The sequence below is a fragment of the Streptomyces sp. NPDC087901 genome (genome assembly GCF_044742205.1).
Classification (GTDB): domain Bacteria; phylum Actinomycetota; class Actinomycetes; order Streptomycetales; family Streptomycetaceae; genus Streptomyces.
On sequence record NZ_JBIUUC010000001.1, the window covers coordinates 1,117,616 to 1,135,056 of the forward strand.

Here is a 17,441-nt window from a genome sequence, read left to right on the forward strand (position 1 = left end):
ATGGACCTCCACCTGAAAGGCCGCCGCATCCTCGTCACCGGCGGCAGCTCCGGAGTCGGCCTCGCCACAGTCCGCATGCTGCTCGCCGAAGGCGCCCGCGTCGCCACCTGCGGCCGCCGCGCCGACGCACTCACCACCGCCCTCGACGGACTCGCCGGCCCCGAATCGCTCTACCACGCCCCCTGCGACGTACGCGACGAAGCCGCCGTGCAGGCCTTCACCGAGAACGCGGCGGCCCGCCTCGGCGGCCTCGACGGACTCGTCAACAACGCCGGCGCCTCCCGGATGAAGCCCTTCGCCGAGACCACCGCCGACGACTGGCGCGACGAACTCGAACTCAAGTTCTTCGGCGTCCTCAACCCCCTCAACGCCGCCCTGCCCCACCTGCGCGCCTCCGGCAACGCCTCCGTCGTCAACATCAACGCCGTCCTCGCCAAACAGCCCGAGACCGCACTGATGACGACCAGCGCCGCCCGCGCCGGCATCCTCAACCTCTCCACCTCCCTGTCCAAGGAACTCGCCCCCGACGGCATCCGGGTCAACTCCGTCTGCCTCGGCCTCGTCGACACCGGACAGTGGGAACGCCGCTACGCCGCCTCCGGCAGCCCCCTCGACTACCCCGCCTGGCAGGCCGAACTCGCCGCCGACCGCGGCATCGCGCTGGGCCGTCTCGGCAACGCCGACGAAGTCGCCTACGCCGTCACCGCACTCCTGTCACCCAGGGCCTCGTACATCACCGGCACCACCGTCGACGTCTGCGGCGGCGTCAACCGCAGCGTCGCGTAACCCCCTACCCCCACCCACTTCAGGAGCGCAACGACATGACCCAACCCAACGGCGGCGACCTGCTCGTCGAGACGCTGCGCGGACTCGGCGTCGACACGGTGTTCGGCATCGTCAGCGTGCACAACCTGCCGCTCGTCGAAGCCGTCGACCGCGACCTGCGCTTCGTCCCCGTCCGCCACGAAGCCGCCGCGGTCAACGCCGCCGACGGCTACGCCCGCGCCACCGGCAACCTCGGCTGCGCCCTCACCAGCACCGGTACGGGAGCGGGCAACGCCGCAGGATCCCTCATCGAATCCCTGAGCTCCGGCACCCCCGTCCTCCACATCACCGGACAGATCGACAGCGAATACCTCGGCTCCGGACGCGGCTTCATCCACGAGACCAAGGACCAGCTCGGCATGCTCCGCGCGGTCTCCACCCACGCCGTCACCGTCACCGACGCCGCGCACGCCGGCGACATCCTCCGCGACGCAGCGGCCCGCGCCCTCACCGCACCGCACGGACCGGTCAGCGTCGAATGGCCCATCGACCTGCAGTTCGCCCCCCAGCAGCTCACCGGCACCCCCGTGCCGAAGGCGGCCACCCCCGCACTGCCCGACCCGGCACTCCTCGACCAGGCCGCAGCGCTGCTGTCCGCCGCCCACCGCCCCCTCGTCTGGGCCGGCGGCGGAGCCAACAGCGCCCGCCCCGAACTCGCCGCACTCCTCGACGCGCTGAACGCCGGACTCGTCACCTCCAACTCCGGCCGCGGCTCCGTCCCCGAATCCGACGACCGGGTCCTCGGCAACTACGCCACCGCACCCGCCGGCCGCGCCCTGCTCGCCGAAGCCGACGTCCTGCTCTCCATCGGCACCCACTTCCGCTCCAACGAAACCTCCGACTACAGCCTCGAACTCCCCGCCGTCCACATCCAGCTGGACCTCGACCCGGCCGCCCCCGGCCGCGTCTACCCCGCCACCTGCGCCCTGCACGGCGACGCCGCCACCGTCCTCGCCGCACTCCTTGGACGCGTCACCAGCGGTAGTACGGAGACGAGCTGGCCGGACCGCGTCCGCAAGGCCCGCACCGACGCCCGCACCGCGCAACGCCACGCCATCGGCCCCCAGGCCGCGATCAACGACGCCGTCCGCGACGCCTGCCCGCCCGGATCCGTCATCGCCCGCGACGTCACCATCCCCTCCTCCACCTGGGGAAACCGACTCCTGGAGATCACCGACCCGGCCACCAACGTCTTCCCCCGCGGCGGCGGCATCGGCCAGGGCCTCGCCATGGGGATCGGAGCCGCACTCGGCCGCCCCGACACCCCCACCGTCGTCATCGCCGGCGACGGCGGACTCGCCGTCCACCTCGGCGAACTCCTCACCCTCTCCCAGGAGAAGCCCGACCTCACCCTCCTCGTCTTCAACGACGGCGGCTACGGCGTCCTGCGCAACATGCAGGACAACCACTTCCCCCGCCGCTCCGGAGTCGACCTCACCACCCCCGACTTCGCCCTCCTGGCCGCCGCCGTAGGCCTCCCGTACGCACGGATCGCCGCCGAAGCCGACGCCGGACCCGTCATCAAGGAGGCCATCGCCTCCCCGGGCCCCACCCTCGTCGAGATCGACCTCGCCGCACTCGGCCCGATGAACACCCCGTTCACCCCGCCCGTCAAGCTCCCCGCCACCGCCACCGATACCTCTGGAGAAGGAGGCAACCCGTCATGACGCCCGCCGAGGAACCCCGGCTCGACCTGCTCGTCCACCGCATGACCTGGGAGGCCGACGGCGTCCTGAGCATCGAACTCACCCACCCGGACAACGCCCCGCTCCCCGCCTGGCAGCCCGGAGCCCACATCGACGTACACACCGGCGGACACATCCGCCAGTACTCCCTGTGCTCCGACCCCGCCGACACCACCCACTGGCGCATCGGCATCCTCCGCGAACCCGCCTCCCGCGGCGGCTCCGCCCACGTCCACACCCAGCTCCGCCCCGGCCAGACCCTTCACGTCCAGGGCCCCCGCAACCACTTCGAGCTCGACACCACGGGCGACGCCACCGGCTACCTCTTCATCGCAGGCGGCATCGGCATCACCCCGATCCTCGCCATGGCCCGCGAAGCAGCCCGCACCAACACCCCGTGGCGGCTCGTCCACGGCGGCCGCACCCGCACCTCCATGGCCTTCGGTACAGAACTTGCCGCACTCGCCGAACTGCCCGGCGGATCCGTCGAATTCGTCCCCCAGGACGAACAGGGCCACATCGACCTCGACACCCTCCTCGGCGACCTGCCGCCGGGCACCCAGGTCTACTGCTGCGGCCCCGAACCGCTCCTCGCCGCCGTCGAGGAACGCTGCCCCGATGCCCGTACGGAACGCTTCGCCGCACCCACCGCCGCACCCCGCGACGGCGAGGACAGCAGCTTCGACATCGTCTGCTCACGCACCGGACGCACCGTCGAAGTCGGCCCCGGCACCACCGCACTCGACGCACTGGAGAACGCCGGCATCCCCGTCACCTCCTCCTGCCGCGACGGCATCTGCGGCACCTGCGAGACCAAGGTCCTCGAAGGCACCCCCGACCACCGTGACTTCCTGCTCACCGAAACCGAACGCGAAGCGGGCGCCTCGATGATGCTCTGCGTCTCCCGCGCCCGCACCCCCCGCCTCGTACTCGACCTCTGAACCACCCCCCCCGAAGGGAGCCGACATGACCAGCCCGACCACCCCGCCGTACCTCAACCCGAACCAGGCACGCACCACCGAGCCCACCCCGTACGAGAAGAAGCTCGCCGCAGTGATCGAAGAGGTCTTCGGCAGCGGAGCCCACGACCTGCCCGGCCTCGTCGCCGGACTCAACGCCCGCGACCTGCCAGGACCCGACGGCAGCCCGTGGACCGAGGAAACCTTCCGCAACGAGATGCGACGCCTGGGAGCGTGAGACGACCATGACCACCGACACCCCCACCGTGGACCCCGGTACCCCCACCCGCCCCTCCGAGGTCGCCCGCCCCGGCAACCGCACCGCCGACCGGCTCTTCGCCACCGGCATCCGCAACCAGTGGTACGCCGTCTGCCCCTCCGACTTCGTCCCCGCCGGAGGCATGAAGCGCCTCACCCTCCTCGGCGAGGAATGGCTCCTCTTCCGCCGCGCCGACGGCACCCTCCACATGCTGGAGGACCGCTGCCCCCACCGCGGCGCCCGCCTCTCCCTCGGCAAGCACCTCGGCGACCGCATCGCCTGCTGGTACCACGGCGTCCAGGTCGACGGCACCGGCACCGTCGCCGCCGTACCCGGCCTGCCCGGCTGCAACCTCGAAGGCAAACAGCTCGTCGCAGCCCCCCACGTCATCGAGACCGCCGGCGGCATCCTCGCCTACTTCGGCGACAACGAGCACCCCGAACCGGCACCACTCGTGCTGCCCGAACACCTCACCGACCCCGGCACCTCCGCCTTCCTCTGCTACGCCGAGTGGAACGTCAACTGGCGCTACGCGGTGGAGAACCTGCTCGACCCCATGCACGGCTCGTTCCTCCACCGCGACTCGCACAGCATGGCCGAGGGACAGACCACCGCACGCTTCCGCATCCGCGAGACCGAGCGCGGGTTCTTCTTCGAGAAGACCGACCAGAGCGGCGTCAACTTCGACTGGGTCGAGCTCTGCCGCACCGGCGTCGACTGGGTCGACCTCACCATCCCCTACCCGCCGACCGCCGGCCCAGGCGGACCCTTCGGCATCGTCGGCATGGCCACCCCCATCGACGAGGACCGCTGCGCCGTCTTCTTCTGGCGCTACCGCAAGGTGACGGGCTGGCAGCGCGACACCTGGCGCTTCCTCTACAAGACGCTCCTGGAGGACCGCCACTGGGACGTCCTCGAACAGGACCGCATCATGCTGGAGGACCTGCGCACCGACGCCGACCAGGCGGAGAACCTCTACCAGCACGACCTCGGCGTGGTCCGGGTCCGCCGCATGTACCGCACAGAGGCGGAAGCCCAGGCGGCGACGGCCTGACCGATGTCCTCAATCGCCGGCACCGCCGATCCGGGCACCGGCACCATCAGCCCGGACCCCGGCAGAACCAGCCCGTCCGGCGATTGAGGACATACGGTGCCGCGGAGGCCGACGCCGTCGGCTCAAGCCTGCCACCGGCAGAACCAAGCCCGTCCGGCGATTGAGGACACCTTCACACCGGGGCAACGGTGCCCGGAATCAAGCCCGTCCGGCGATTGAGGACACGCCCCGCACCGGGGCAACGGTGCCCGGCAGGAGCGGGGTCCCCACAGAGCGCACCGCTACGCGCCCGACTCCGCCGCCAGCACAGACCGCTCCAGCTTCTCCAGCAGCCCCGCCAACTGCGCGCACTCCGCCGGCGTCAGCCCCGCCAGCATCCGCCGCTCATTGTCCAGATGCTCCGAGAACAGCTCGTCGATCACCGACAGCCCCTCGTCCGTCAGCCGCGAGTGCACCACCCGGCGGTCCTGCGGATCCCGCTCCCGCCGGATCAGCCCGTCCTTCTCCAGCCGGTCGATCCGCAGCGTCACCCCCGCCGAACTGATCAGCCCGGAATCGGCCAGCTCACCCGCCGTACGCCGGAACGGCGCCCCCGCCCTGCGCAGCGCCGTCAGCACATCGAAGCCGGCCATCGACAGCCCCTTGCGCTCCACCGGCCGTGAGATCGCCGCGCTGTACCGCAGGAACGCCCGATGCAGACGGCCGAACACCTCCAGCGGAGCCGTATCCAGCTCAGGCCGCTCCCGCCGCCAGTCCGCCACGATCGACGCCACCGCATCCTGCCGCGGCGCGGACCCCGCGGCATCCCCGGAACCCCCGGCAACGCCGGAACTCGCGGAAGCCTGCTTCTTCGCCATCCCGGGCACTCCTCCGTGCAGGTACAACGTCATCAAGAATCTTAGCCCTCAAAGGACCGGGGCGGACCCGTCAGCCCTGCGAGAACCCGCCTGCACACCGCCCACCGCATACGGCAGCATGGCTCCCATGTCCGTACTGATGCGCGATGAAGCGCAGGCCCGAGCCCAGTTCCTCGACGTACAGCGGTACACGATCGACCTCGATCTGACCGCGGGGGAGGAGACCTTCGACTCCCGAACCGTCATCCAGTTCACCGCCCTCGCCGACGGTGACACCTTCGTCGAGATCAAGCCCGCCACCTTGCGCTCCATCAGCCTCGACGGACACGCACTGGACCCCGCGGACCTGGACGAGAACCGCTTCCCCCTCACCGGCCTCACCACCGGCCCCCACGAACTGCACATCGACGCCGCCATGCGCTACTCCCGCACCGGCGAAGGCATGCACCGCTTCACCGACCCCACCGACAACGAGACCTACGTCTACACCCAGCTCTTCATGGAGGACGTCCAGCGCGTCTTCGCCGCGTTCGACCAGCCCGACCTCAAATCCGTCTTCGCGCTCACCGTCACCGCCCCCGAAGGCTGGACCGTCCTGGGCAACGGCATCGCCGAGCACACCGGCGACGGCCGCTGGACCCTCGCCCCCACACCGCCCGTCTCCACGTACCTCGTCGCCGTCGCCGCAGGCCCCTGGCACTCCGTGACCACCGAACACGCCGGACTGCCCTTCGGTATCCACTGCCGCCGCTCCCTCGCGCCCCACCTCGACGCCGACGCCGACGAGATCCTCGACATCACCCGCGCCTGCTTCGACCGGTTCCACGAGAAGTTCGACGAGCCCTACCCCTTCGACTCCTACGACCAGGCCTTCGTCCCCGAGTTCAACGCGGGCGCCATGGAGAACCCCGGCCTCGTCACCTTCCGCGACGAATTCATCTACCGCTCCGCCGTCACCGACACCGAACGCCAGACCCGCGGCATGGTCATCGCCCACGAGATGGCCCATATGTGGTTCGGCGACCTCGTCACCCTCACCTGGTGGGACGACATCTGGCTCAACGAGTCCTTCGCCGAGTACATGGGCTACCAGACCCTCGCCGAAGCCACCCGCTTCACCGACACCTGGGTCGACTTCGGCGTCGCCCGCAAGGGCTGGGGATACGACGCCGACCAGCGCCCCTCCACCCACCCCGTCGCCCCCGACCCCGCCGCCGTCCCCGACACCGCGTCCGCGATGCTCAACTTCGACGGCATCTCCTACGCCAAGGGCGCCTCCGCCCTGCGCCAACTCGTCGCCTGGCTCGGCGAGAAGGACTTCCTGGCCGGCATCAACACCCACTTCGCCCGCCACAGGTTCGGCAACGCCACCCTCGCCGACTTCATCGACAACCTCGCCTCCGCCACCGATCGCGACGTCCACGCCTGGGCCGAGCAGTGGCTGCGCACCACCGGAGTCGACACCCTCACCCCGCACCTCACCGAGACCGACACCACCTGGTCCCTCACCGTCGACCACCAGGGCACCCGCCCCCACCGCATCACCGTCGGCACCTACGACCACGCCATCGACACCCAGTCCGGCCCCGACCGCCTCGTCCTGCGCGACCGCTTCGACATCGGCATCCCCCAGGAGAGCAGCCCCCAGGACGGCCACACGGCCACGCAGGCGAGCACCACCCAGGGCAGCGGCAGCACCACCAACCAGGGCAGCGACAGCACCACCAACCAGGGCAGCGACAGCACCACCACCCGCCCCGGCCGCCGCCCCGCACTCGTCGTCCTCAACGACAACGACCTCACCTACGCCAAGATCCGCCTCGACCCCGGCTCCTGGAACACCGTCCTGAACAGCCTCTCCGGCATCCCCGACGCCCTCACCCGCGCCGTCGTCTGGAACGCCGCCCGCGACATGGTCCGCGACGGCGAACTCGCCCCCGCCACCTACCTCGAAGCCGCGCGCACCCACCTTCCGCACGAAACCGACCTGGCCCTCCTCCAAGGCGTCCTCGCCTTCGCCGACACCCAGATCGCCGCACGCTACGTCACCCCCGAGGACCGCCCCGCCGCCCTCGCCACCCTCACCGCCCTCACCCGCGACCTCATCCGCCGCACCGAGGACGGCGCCCAACCCGGCCTCCGCCTCACCGCCGTACGCCACTTCATCGACGCCGCCACCCAGCCCGACACCATCCACGGCTGGCTCACCGACGGCACCGTCCCCGGCGGCCCCGAACTCGACCCCGAACTGCGCTGGCGCGTCCTCACCCGCCTCGCCGTCCTCGGCGCCACCGACGAAACCGCCATCGCCGCCGAACTCGAAGCCGACCCCAGCGCCACCGGCCAGGAAGGCGCCGCCCGCTGCCGCGCCGCTCTGCCCACCGCCGAGGCCAAGGCCGCAGCCTGGCACGCCATGTTCACCGACGACAGCCTCTCCAACTACCTGTTCACCGCCACCGCCCAAGGCTTCTGGCAGCCCGAACAGACCGAGCTCGTCGCCACCTACGTACCCCGCTACTACCCCGAGGCCACCGCCCTCGCCGTACGCCGCGGCCCCGCCATCGCCGAAGCCGCCGGACGCTACGCCTTCCCCGCCTACGCCATCGACGCCGACAGCCTCCACCTCGGCGAACAAGCCCTCACCGACCAGGCCCTCATCCCCGCCCTGCGCCGCAAACTCGCCGACCAGATCGACGACCTGAGCCGCGCCCTCACCGTCCGCAACGCCCACTGACCTGAGCCGCGCCCTCACCGTCCGCAACGCCCACTGACCCGAACCCCGCACCACCCCGCACCACCCGTGCCCGGCCCGCCCTCACCCCGAGGGCAGGCCGGGCACACCCATGTACGGACCCACAACCACACGCACCTCAACCACCCCGAACCCACTACCACCCGACCCCCTCACCGACACCCCCAAGCGCCCACCCATCCCCCTTTCGAGTTCAGATCACCAGGCTCCCCGGCAACGCCCACCGAAACCCGGACAAGCTGGCATGTCCACCCGTGCGCACCCGAAGGGCCACCGACCCATGCCCACCCCTCCCCTCGCCGGATCCACCACCGGCCCCACCGCCCTGCGCCCCCTCATCGACACCGTCCTCACCGCACTCCAGGAAGGCGCCCGCCGCCGCAACGGCCCCCTCCCCGCCGGCGGACCCGACACCGTCACCGCCCACACGCGCACCGCCCTCGACCCCGTCATCCCCGAACACGGAACCGGCCCCCACCACGCCCTCGCCACCCTCATCGGCGCGCTCACCGAAGGCGCCGCAGACCCAGCAGACCCCCTCTGCGCAGCCCACCTCCACACCCCACCCCTCGCCCTCGCCACCGCCGCCGACCTCGCCGCCTCCGCCCTCAACCCCTCCATGGACTCCTGGGACCAGGCCCCCGCCGCCTCCACCCTCGAAGCCGCCACCACCGCAGCACTCGCCGCCGAGATCTACCCCCACCACACCCACCCCGACGCCCTCATCACCACCGGCGGCACCGAAGCCAACCAACTCGCCCTGCTCCTCGCCCGCGAACGCCACGGCCCCGTCCAGACCATCTGCGGCACCAACGCCCACCACAGCATCACCCGCGCCGCCTGGCTCCTCGGCCTCCCCGCACCCCTCACCGTCCCCGCCCCCCACGGCACCATCGACCTCACCGCCCTCGCCGACACCCTCACCCGCCACCACGGACAGGCACCCCTCCTCGTCACCGCCACCGCAGGAACCACCGACACCGGCCAGATCGACCCCCTCACCGACATCGCCGACCTCTGCGACACACACGGCGCCGAACTCCACATCGACGCCGCCTACGGCGGCCCCCTCCTCCTCAGCCCCGCCCACCGCCACAAGGTCAACGGCCTCGACCGCGCCCACAGCGTCACCCTCGACCTCCACAAACTCGGCTGGCAACCCGCATCAGCCGGCATCCTCGCCGTCCCCGACCACCACCACCTCGACGCCCTCCACCACCACGCCCCCTACCTCAACGCCGACGACGACACCCAAGCCGGACTCCCCGACCTCCTCGGCCGCTCCCTCCGCACCACCCGCCGCCCCGACGCACTCAAAATCGCCGTCACCCTCCAAGCACTCGGCCGCACCGGACTCGCCGACCTCATCGACCGCACCTGCGCCGCCGCCCACCACCTCGCCGACCTCATCACCAAAACCCCCACCCTCGACCTCTACGACCGACCCACCATCACCACCGTCCTCTTCCGCCCCACCAACACCGACGACCACACCGTCGCCACCATCCGCCGCACCCTCCTCACCCGAGGCCACGCCGTACTCGGCCGCACCCGCACCCACGGCCGCCTCTGGCTCAAAGCCACCCTCCTCAACCCCCACACCACCCCCGACGACCTGCAAAAACTCCTCAACCTCGTCACCCACCTCACCACCGAACTCACAGAAGGCAGCACGCACCGATGACAGCCCGGCCCGACCGTCCCACCCCCGACACCGACCAGCCGCACGACCTCATCGGCATCGGAATCGGGCCCTTCAACCTCTCCCTCGCCGCCCTCGCCCACGGCATCCCCACCCCGATCGCCACAGCCTTCTACGAACAACGCCCCGCCTTCCACTGGCACCCCGGCCTCCTCATCGACGGCGCCAGCCTCCAAGTCCCCTTCCTCGCCGACCTCGTCACCCTCGCCGACCCCACCAGCCCCTGGACCCTCCTCAACTACCTACGCACCCGCGACCGGCTCTTCCCCTTCTACTTCGCCGAGCGCTTCCACATCCAACGCGCCGAATACGACGCCTACTGCCGCTGGGTCAGCCAACAACTCCCCGGCCTCCACTTCGGCCACCAAGTCGACGCCATCCGCTGGAACCCCGAACACGCCCACTTCGAAGTCGACTTCACCCAACTCGACCCCGACGGCGAAGCCGAAGCACTCGGCCGCGCCCACACCCGCCACATCGCCCTCGGCATCGGAACCGAACCCCACATCCCCGAACCCCTCAAACCCCTCACCGACGCCGGAACCGTCCCCGTCATCCACTCAGCCGACTACCTCCACCACCGACAACAACTCCTCGAAGCCGAACACATCACCGTCATCGGCTCAGGACAGTCCGGCGCCGAAATCTTCCTCGACCTCCTCCGCGCCCGCCCCGCCGGCCACGAAAAACTCCACTGGCTCGCCCGCACCCCCGCCTTCGCCCCCATGGAGTACTCCAAACTCGGCCTCGAACACTTCACCCCCGACTACACCCGCTACTTCCACGCACTCCCCGAACCCGTACGCGACCAACTCGTCCCCCACCAATGGCAACTCCACAAAGGCATCGACCACGACACCATCACCGCCATCCACGACGAGCTCTACCGCCGCACCCTCCACGGCGGCTGGCCCGACGCCACCCTCACCCCCGGCGTCCACGTACGCACCGCAGGCCGCGTCGCCACCACCCGCGTCGAACTCCACCTCGAACACACCCAACAAGGCACCCGCTCCCGCCTCACCACCGACGCAGTCGTCCTCGCCACCGGCTACCGCGAACGCCCCCTCGACCACATCCTCGGCAGCCTCGGCACCCAACTCCGCCGCGACGCCTCAGGACGCCCCCGCATCGACGACCAGTACCGCCTCGACCTCGACCCCGCCATCACCGGCAACATCTACGTACAGAACGCCGAACGCCACACCCACGGAGTCGGCGCCCCCGACCTCGGCCTCGCCGCCTGGCGCAGCGCCACCATCCTCAACAACCTCACCGGCGCCACCCCCTACCCCCTCCCGCAACGCACCGCCTTCACCACCTTCGGCCTCACCCCCCACCACCCCGGCATCCCCGCACAGAGCCCGGGCCTCACCCCCCTCGTACAAACCAACTGACCCACCCCGCACACAGAGAAGGCGGGGGTCGAGCCACAGCCCGTTGGTATGGATACGGAGACCGAAACAGACGATGCCGACGAGAACGGCACCGATATTTCCCCGGACGGAACACCGTCCGGCGGGGCACCTGCCGACAACGGCTCCCCTCCGTGCAGGATCACTGACACGGAGGGCAGTGCATGTGTTCCAGCAGGCTCGGCGAATCGCAGAGCCGCCAGTGGAACTACCTGTTCAGAGACATCCTTCGGGCTGGTACGCCAGCTCTGATCAGCGTGTTCGTAGACATAACAATGATCGCAAGCAAGATCACACCTGCTGTGAATCTTGAGAACGAGGCGGCGGAACAGGGCCAAGGGCCTTTTCATTCCACCAGTTCAGAGAGCCGAGTTGAAGGCCGAGGTTCGTCAGCGACTCGACGCGAGCGCCGTGATGCTGTTAATCACGGGAGCCGCGTTCAGCACCAGAATAATGCTGAGAAGAGCCGGGACACGCGTAATGACCAGGTGAAGGCCACCCACGTGCAGTTCGATCAAGGGCTTCTTCGATCTTTCTTTGCCCACGGTCGTCCTTGGATTGCTCGATGCGAACAGGGAATCAGACCCGGGTGACCGCACCCTTGCAGTCACCGGCGGAACGACTTTACTCCCATGCCCACTGTCAGCAACTGAAAGTCTCGGCGGATGAGCCGACGATCCCTCGCCACGGCGCCACCGGCAGCGCGCCGTCGACAACCGCACCCGGCACCCCCCGATCCACCGGCGCCGGCGGAAGCCGCCGCCGGCCAACCACCCGCCCTCACGGGCCCGAAACGCCCGCGGCGCGGCGCCCAGACACCTCCTGGACGCCACGCCGCCGGCGGAACCCTCAAACCAACGCTACCGATCGCTAGAACACCGGCACACCGTCCCGCGTCAGACGCCAGTCCACCGACGCGAACTCCGCACCGTCCACCGAGCCCTTCGCCTGCACCCACGCAATGATCGTGTTCCGGATCTCCTCCGAATTCGCCCACAACTGCTTCGCACCCGGTACATGCGGGAAGTTGCCCCCACCGCTCGCCCGGTAGTTGTTCACCGCCAGCACGAACTGCGCAGCCGGATCAATCGCCTTGCCCTCGAACGACAGACCCACGATCCGCGAACCATTCGGCTTCGCGATGTCGATGTCATACGTCAGACCCGACACCGCGTCATAGTTGTAGTCGGGGGTGTTGTCCGCGTTCGTCAGCTTCGCCGTATCCACCGGAACACCCGCCGCCGTCTGCACGTAGTACCGCGCAGAGAACTCCAGATAGTCCTTGATCTGCGCGCCCGTCAGCAACCGCGCCTCAAGCGTGTTCTCGAACGGATAAAGACCCGCCGCATCCTTGATCGTCACATTCCCCGCAGGAATCTGCGCCGTACGCGAGAAACACGACGCCTGCGACAACACCGGCAGCGCCGCGTACTCGCCACCCGCCAGCGCCGCCTTCACCGTCTCCGCCTGGACGACATTGATCAGATCGATGATCGGCTCGTCCTTCCACGCCGCCTCGGCCGTCGTCATCGCCGCAGTCGACGTCCCGATCACCTGGTTGACGTACGCAACCACCTTCGTGTGCTCGTCCGCCAGCATCCTCGTGATCTTCGGGTCCTCAGCCACCGTGTTCGAGTTCAACACCTGCGAACCGGCCTTCTCGACCACCCAGCGACCCTTCTCCCACACCAGGTCGAAGTCGAACAACGTCAACCGCTGCCCCCACTTCAGCGGCTCGGACAGCACCACCTTCTTACCGGTCTGCTTGTTCTCCACGAAGTACTCAGGGATCTCCAGGTGCGCATGACCCACCAGGATCGCGTCGATCCCCGGCACCTGCTCCGCCACCAGACCCGCCGCGTTCTCCACATACGGAATCTGATCACCGTACGACGACGTCCCACTGCTACCCGAGTGCGCCGACACGATCACCACATCCGCACCCATCGAACGCAGCCGCGGCACATACTTCGCCGCCTGCTCCTCCAGCCCCGGGAACACCATCTTCCCGCCCACGTTCGCCTTGTCCCAGATAGCGATCCCCGGGTTGGTCAGACCCAGAATCGCAACCTTCACATCCCGGCCGTGCGGCGTACGCAGCTTCTTGATCACATACGGCGCGAACGCCGGCCGCAACGTCTTCGCATCCAGCGCGTTCGCACCCAGCAGCGGAAAATCACACTGCTCCTCGAACTTCCGCAACACCGGAATGCCGTAGTTGAACTCATGATTGCCGAGCGCAGCCGCGTCATAACCGATCGCATTCATCGCCTGCGCCATCGGGTGCACCGGCCCGCGCTTCGCCGTGATCGGATCGATCTTCGCGTAGTAGTACGACAACTGCGTGCCCTGGATCGTGTCACCCGCATCGATCATCAGGGTGTTGTGACGACCCTTCTCCCGACGCACCTGGTCCACCAGCGTCGAGATCTTCGCCAGACCCACATCGTTGTGAGCCTTGTCGTCGAACTCCTTGTCCGTGAAGTAGTCCCAGTTGAAGACGTTCCCGTGCAGGTCCGTCGTCCCCATCACGGTGAACGAGTACCGCTTCTGCGGACGCCCGTGCCCGTGGCCATGCGCCTCGGCAGGCACCGCCCCGGCACCCACCATGGCCACACCGGCACCGGCCGCGGCCGATGTGCCCAGGAACGTCCTTCGGTTCAGCGGCATCTCGTCTCCCACATCTCTGATCTCTCCGTGCACAGTTCTGTCCGTACACAACGCGCGTAGACCCCACGCACGCGTGGACGACGCGCGTAGATAATCACCCACGAACCACACCCGGCAACACCCCCAACAGGTTTCTATTCGATGACCACCCGCCGTCGCCCCCGCCGGCCCAGCACTGTCACACCCGAGTGCCACCCTGAACCCATGACCGACACCACACAGCCCTACGGCACCCCCGACCAACCCCGCCTCGCCGTCCGCGGCGAAGCCCGCCTCCGGTTCGACCCCGAGATCGCCCGCGTCGGCATCACCGTCAGCGCCCGCGGAAGAGACCGCCGCGCCGCACTCGAAGACCTCACCCAACGCAACACCACCGTCCTCGAGCTCGCCCGCAGCTACGGCGAAGCCATCGACAAGCTCGAAACCGGCGCCCTCTCCATCACCCCCGAACTCCACCAACGCGGACGCGACGAAAAAATCCGCGCCTACCACGGCCGCGTCCACATCACCGCCACCCTCAACGACTTCACCGCACTCGGCGAATTCACCACCCGCGCCGCCGACCTCGACATGACCCGCATCGACGGCCCCCATTGGGCCCTGCGCCCCGACTCACCCACCCACGGCCGAGCCCGCCGCCAAGCCGTCCGTGAAGCCGTCCAGCGCGCCCGCGAATACGCCGACGCCGTCGGCGCCCAACTCGCCGCACTCGTCGAGCTCGCCGACCTCGGCGCCGAGAACACCGCCCCCACCGCCTACACCCGCGGCGCGTACGGCGGCCCACTCCCCGCACCCGCAGGAGCAGCCCCCGCACTCGACCTCGAACCACAACAACAAACCGTCTACGCCCAGGTGAACGCCCGATTCATCATGACCCACCAAAACTCTGAAACCCCGAACGCTGAAACCCCCAACCAAATGCTCATCCGAGCGCCTCGCCGCACAATTCAACACTTGTCAAAAACCCTTCACCTAAAGGTTGTTGAGCAGTCATCCGCAGCCAATTAACTACCCGTAAGTAAGGTTTAGGCTCACACCATGCGCCGAGCCAAGATCGTATGCACCCTAGGACCCGCAACCGACACATACGACCAGATCAAAGCCCTGGTCGACGCGGGAATGGACATCGCCCGCCTCAACCTCAGCCACGGCACCTACGCCGAACACGAAGACCGCTACCACCGCGTACGCAAAGCATCCGACGAAGCCGGACGCAGCGTCGGCATCCTCGCCGACCTTCAAGGCCCGAAGATCCGCCTCGGCCGCTTCCGCGAAGGACCCGTACTCCTTGAACGCGGCGACGACTTCACCATCACCGTCGAACCCATGGAAGGCGACCGCCACACCTGCGGCACCACCTACACCGGCCTCAACGCAGACGTCACCGCCGGCGAACGCATCCTCATCGACGACGGCCGCGTCACCCTCGAAGTCACCGAAGTCGACGGCCCCCGCGTCCACACCACCGTCATCGAAGGCGGCATGGTCTCCGACCACAAAGGCCTCAACCTCCCCGGCGTCGCAGTCTCCGTCCCCGCCCTCTCCGAAAAAGACATCGAAGACCTCCGCTGGGCCCTGCGCACCGGCGCCGACATCATCGCCCTCTCCTTCGTCCGCAGCGGACGCGACATCGAAGACGTCCACCGCATCATGGACGAGGAAGGCCGCCGCCTTCCCGTCATCGCCAAGGTCGAAAAGCCCCAGGCCGTCGACAACATCGACGACATCGTCGCCGCCTTCGACGGCATCATGGTCGCCCGCGGCGACCTCGGCGTCGAAATGCCCCTGGAACAGGTCCCGATCGTCCAGAAGCGCGCCATCAAACTCGCCAAGCGCAACGCCAAGCCGGTCATCGTCGCCACCCAGATGCTCGACTCGATGATCGACAACTCCCGCCCCACCCGCGCCGAAGCCTCCGACGTCGCCAACGCCGTCATCGACGGCACGGACGCCGTGATGCTCTCCGGCGAGACCAGCGTCGGCAAGTACCCCATCGAGACGGTCCGCACGATGTCCCGCATCGTCGAAGCCGCCGAGGAAGACATCCTCGCCAAGGGCCTCCCGCCCCTCACCGACCGCAACAAGCCCCGCACCCAGGGCGGCGCGGTCGCCCGCGCGGCAGCGGAGATGGGCGACTTCCTCGGCGCGAAGTTCCTGGTCGCCTTCACCCAGAGCGGCGACACGGTCAAGCGCCTCTCCCGCTACCGCTCGCCCATCCCGCTCCTGGCCTTCACCCCGGACCCGGCCACCCGCTCCCAGCTGAACCTCACGTGGGGTGTCGAGACGTTCCTGGGGCCGCACGTGGACTCGACGGACGCGATGGTGGCGCAGGTCGACGAGGAGCTCCTGAAGATCGGCCGCTGCCAGAAGGGCGACGTGGTCGTCATCACGGCAGGCTCCCCGCCGGGCGTCGCGGGCTCGACGAACCTGGTGCGCGTGCACCACATCGGCGAGGACGACAGCCCGAAGTAGGCGGCTCGCTCGCTCAGTATTTCGGCCCGACGTGTGCATCCATGAGGGCTACGGATGCCCGTCGGGCGACGGAGATGTTCCTCCCGTTGGTGTGCTTCCACTCGACTCCCACTTGGTCGAGCGTGCTGGTGAAGAGTCCCAGGATGTCTGCCGAGAGGTTGGTGAAGAAGTAGCGGGGGTACTCGTAGCGTCGTTGCACGCCGCCGACGAGGCGAGTGGTCCAGTTGGTGATGCGGCAGCCGTCGGAGTGGATGAGCCCTCGAATGAACTCCCAGGGGTAGGCATCGACGATCTCCTGCTGCCAGTCGGCGAGCCTGATTCTGCGTTCGTGCTTCTTGCCGGGCCCGTGCTGGGGGAAGAGGCAAGGCCAGTGCTTGCTTGTGCTTGTGACGTATTGGCAGCCCGGACTCCGCACACGGCACACCTTGTTGGCCGGTCGCGCGATTTGTACGGCCTCGGCGCAAGAGTCAATGAGGCCGGGCCAGGCGTCGGCACATGCGATACGGAGCGCGTACACGCCGCGTCTACCCGCACTGATACAGCCGTCGCCGAGGTAGAGACCGAGCAGATACGAGTATGCGCCAGGGGAGTCGGGGGGCCTTGGAACATCCAGGCACCGAGGGCATCTATCGCCGCGTTTACGTCCGAGCGGCTCTATTTGCTTCAGCCAGGAGCGGATGGCGGCCCGGGAAATACCGGTCTGTTTGCTGACCGAGTTCTGGCTGAGGCCTTGATCGAGGAGGGTCAGTGCGTGCTTACGTGTTTCGAGGTCGTACACGTGGCCGAGCTTG

Annotated in this window: 12 protein-coding genes and 1 pseudogene; 10 read left to right on the top strand and 3 right to left on the bottom strand. The window is 68.8% G+C overall.

Going from position 1 to position 17,441, the window contains the following annotated elements:
• The 5 genes from ACIOEW_RS04960 to ACIOEW_RS04980 are packed head-to-tail and all read left to right on the top strand — an operon-like array spanning position 1 to position 4,782.
• Complete coding sequence (locus ACIOEW_RS04960) at positions 1–786, top strand: SDR family oxidoreductase (protein ID WP_362551399.1); 786 nt, start codon at positions 1–3, stop codon at positions 784–786.
• Between the two features lie 35 nt (positions 787–821).
• Complete coding sequence (locus ACIOEW_RS04965) at positions 822–2,492, top strand: thiamine pyrophosphate-binding protein (RefSeq protein ID WP_401961289.1); 1,671 nt, start codon at positions 822–824, stop codon at positions 2,490–2,492.
• On the top strand, positions 2,489–3,451 hold the full coding sequence (locus tag ACIOEW_RS04970; protein ID WP_401961292.1) for a PDR/VanB family oxidoreductase: 963 nt from the start codon (positions 2,489–2,491) through the stop codon (positions 3,449–3,451). The genes ACIOEW_RS04965 and ACIOEW_RS04970 overlap by 4 nt, the downstream gene beginning before the upstream one ends.
• A 25-nt stretch (positions 3,452–3,476) precedes the next feature.
• On the top strand, positions 3,477–3,707 hold the full coding sequence (locus ACIOEW_RS04975; RefSeq protein ID WP_362551408.1) for a recombinase-like helix-turn-helix domain-containing protein: 231 nt from the start codon (positions 3,477–3,479) through the stop codon (positions 3,705–3,707).
• 7 nt (positions 3,708–3,714) lie between these two features.
• Positions 3,715–4,782 carry a Rieske 2Fe-2S domain-containing protein gene (locus tag ACIOEW_RS04980; RefSeq protein WP_401961295.1) on the top strand — a complete coding sequence of 356 codons (1,068 nt, stop codon included), beginning with the start codon at positions 3,715–3,717 and terminating at the stop codon, positions 4,780–4,782.
• Between the two features lie 281 nt (positions 4,783–5,063).
• On the opposite strand, the gene ACIOEW_RS04985 is transcribed toward ACIOEW_RS04980, so the two are convergent.
• Positions 5,064–5,639, bottom strand: coding sequence for a MarR family transcriptional regulator (locus ACIOEW_RS04985; RefSeq protein WP_362551414.1), 576 nt, complete (start codon positions 5,637–5,639; stop codon positions 5,064–5,066).
• 127 nt (positions 5,640–5,766) lie between these two features.
• Between ACIOEW_RS04985 and pepN the strand changes: the two genes are divergently transcribed.
• The 3 genes from pepN (at position 5,767) to ACIOEW_RS05000 (ending at position 11,490) form a co-directional block, all read left to right on the top strand.
• Positions 5,767–8,373, top strand: a complete 2,607-nt coding sequence (pepN, locus tag ACIOEW_RS04990; RefSeq protein WP_401961297.1) for an aminopeptidase N — start codon at positions 5,767–5,769, stop codon at positions 8,371–8,373.
• 298 nt (positions 8,374–8,671) lie between these two features.
• A complete protein-coding gene (locus ACIOEW_RS04995; RefSeq protein WP_401961299.1) occupies positions 8,672–10,075 on the top strand; it encodes a pyridoxal phosphate-dependent decarboxylase family protein in 1,404 nt (467 codons plus the stop codon).
• Positions 10,072–11,490, top strand: coding sequence for a lysine N(6)-hydroxylase/L-ornithine N(5)-oxygenase family protein (locus ACIOEW_RS05000; protein WP_401961302.1), 1,419 nt, complete (start codon positions 10,072–10,074; stop codon positions 11,488–11,490). Before ACIOEW_RS04995 ends, ACIOEW_RS05000 begins: the two co-directional genes overlap by 4 nt.
• A gap of 888 nt (positions 11,491–12,378) precedes the next feature.
• On the opposite strand, the gene ACIOEW_RS05005 is transcribed toward ACIOEW_RS05000, so the two are convergent.
• Positions 12,379–14,178: a 5'-nucleotidase C-terminal domain-containing protein gene (locus ACIOEW_RS05005; protein WP_362551558.1), complete on the bottom strand. Its 1,800-nt coding sequence runs from the start codon at positions 14,176–14,178 to the stop codon at positions 12,379–12,381.
• 204 nt (positions 14,179–14,382) lie between these two features.
• Here ACIOEW_RS05005 and ACIOEW_RS05010 point away from each other — a divergent pair.
• Positions 14,383–15,054, top strand: a pseudogene (locus tag ACIOEW_RS05010) (SIMPL domain-containing protein); the annotation flags it as partial.
• 162 nt (positions 15,055–15,216) lie between these two features.
• On the top strand, positions 15,217–16,650 hold the full coding sequence (gene pyk / locus ACIOEW_RS05015) for a pyruvate kinase (protein ID WP_330827025.1): 1,434 nt from the start codon (positions 15,217–15,219) through the stop codon (positions 16,648–16,650).
• Positions 16,651–16,663: 13 nt separating this feature from the next.
• On the opposite strand, the gene ACIOEW_RS05020 is transcribed toward pyk, so the two are convergent.
• Positions 16,664–17,428 carry a transcriptional regulator gene (locus tag ACIOEW_RS05020; RefSeq protein WP_401961305.1) on the bottom strand — a complete coding sequence of 255 codons (765 nt, stop codon included), beginning with the start codon at positions 17,426–17,428 and terminating at the stop codon, positions 16,664–16,666.
• Positions 17,429–17,441: the final 13 nt, after the last annotated feature.

Coding starts and splice junctions, on each gene's coding strand:
- ACIOEW_RS04965 (WP_401961289.1), top strand. CDS start 822: ATGACCCAACCCAACGGCGGCGACCTGCTCGTCGAGACGCTGCGCGGA.
- ACIOEW_RS05000 (WP_401961302.1), top strand. CDS start 10,072: ATGACAGCCCGGCCCGACCGTCCCACCCCCGACACCGACCAGCCGCAC.
- ACIOEW_RS04980 (WP_401961295.1), top strand. CDS start 3,715: ATGACCACCGACACCCCCACCGTGGACCCCGGTACCCCCACCCGCCCC.
- ACIOEW_RS04975 (WP_362551408.1), top strand. CDS start 3,477: ATGACCAGCCCGACCACCCCGCCGTACCTCAACCCGAACCAGGCACGC.
- ACIOEW_RS04995 (WP_401961299.1), top strand. CDS start 8,672: ATGCCCACCCCTCCCCTCGCCGGATCCACCACCGGCCCCACCGCCCTG.
- ACIOEW_RS04985 (WP_362551414.1), bottom strand. CDS start 5,639: ATGGCGAAGAAGCAGGCTTCCGCGAGTTCCGGCGTTGCCGGGGGTTCC.
- ACIOEW_RS04960 (WP_362551399.1), top strand. CDS start 1: ATGGACCTCCACCTGAAAGGCCGCCGCATCCTCGTCACCGGCGGCAGC.
- pepN (WP_401961297.1), top strand. CDS start 5,767: ATGTCCGTACTGATGCGCGATGAAGCGCAGGCCCGAGCCCAGTTCCTC.
- ACIOEW_RS05005 (WP_362551558.1), bottom strand. CDS start 14,178: ATGCCGCTGAACCGAAGGACGTTCCTGGGCACATCGGCCGCGGCCGGT.
- pyk (WP_330827025.1), top strand. CDS start 15,217: ATGCGCCGAGCCAAGATCGTATGCACCCTAGGACCCGCAACCGACACA.
- ACIOEW_RS04970 (WP_401961292.1), top strand. CDS start 2,489: ATGACGCCCGCCGAGGAACCCCGGCTCGACCTGCTCGTCCACCGCATG.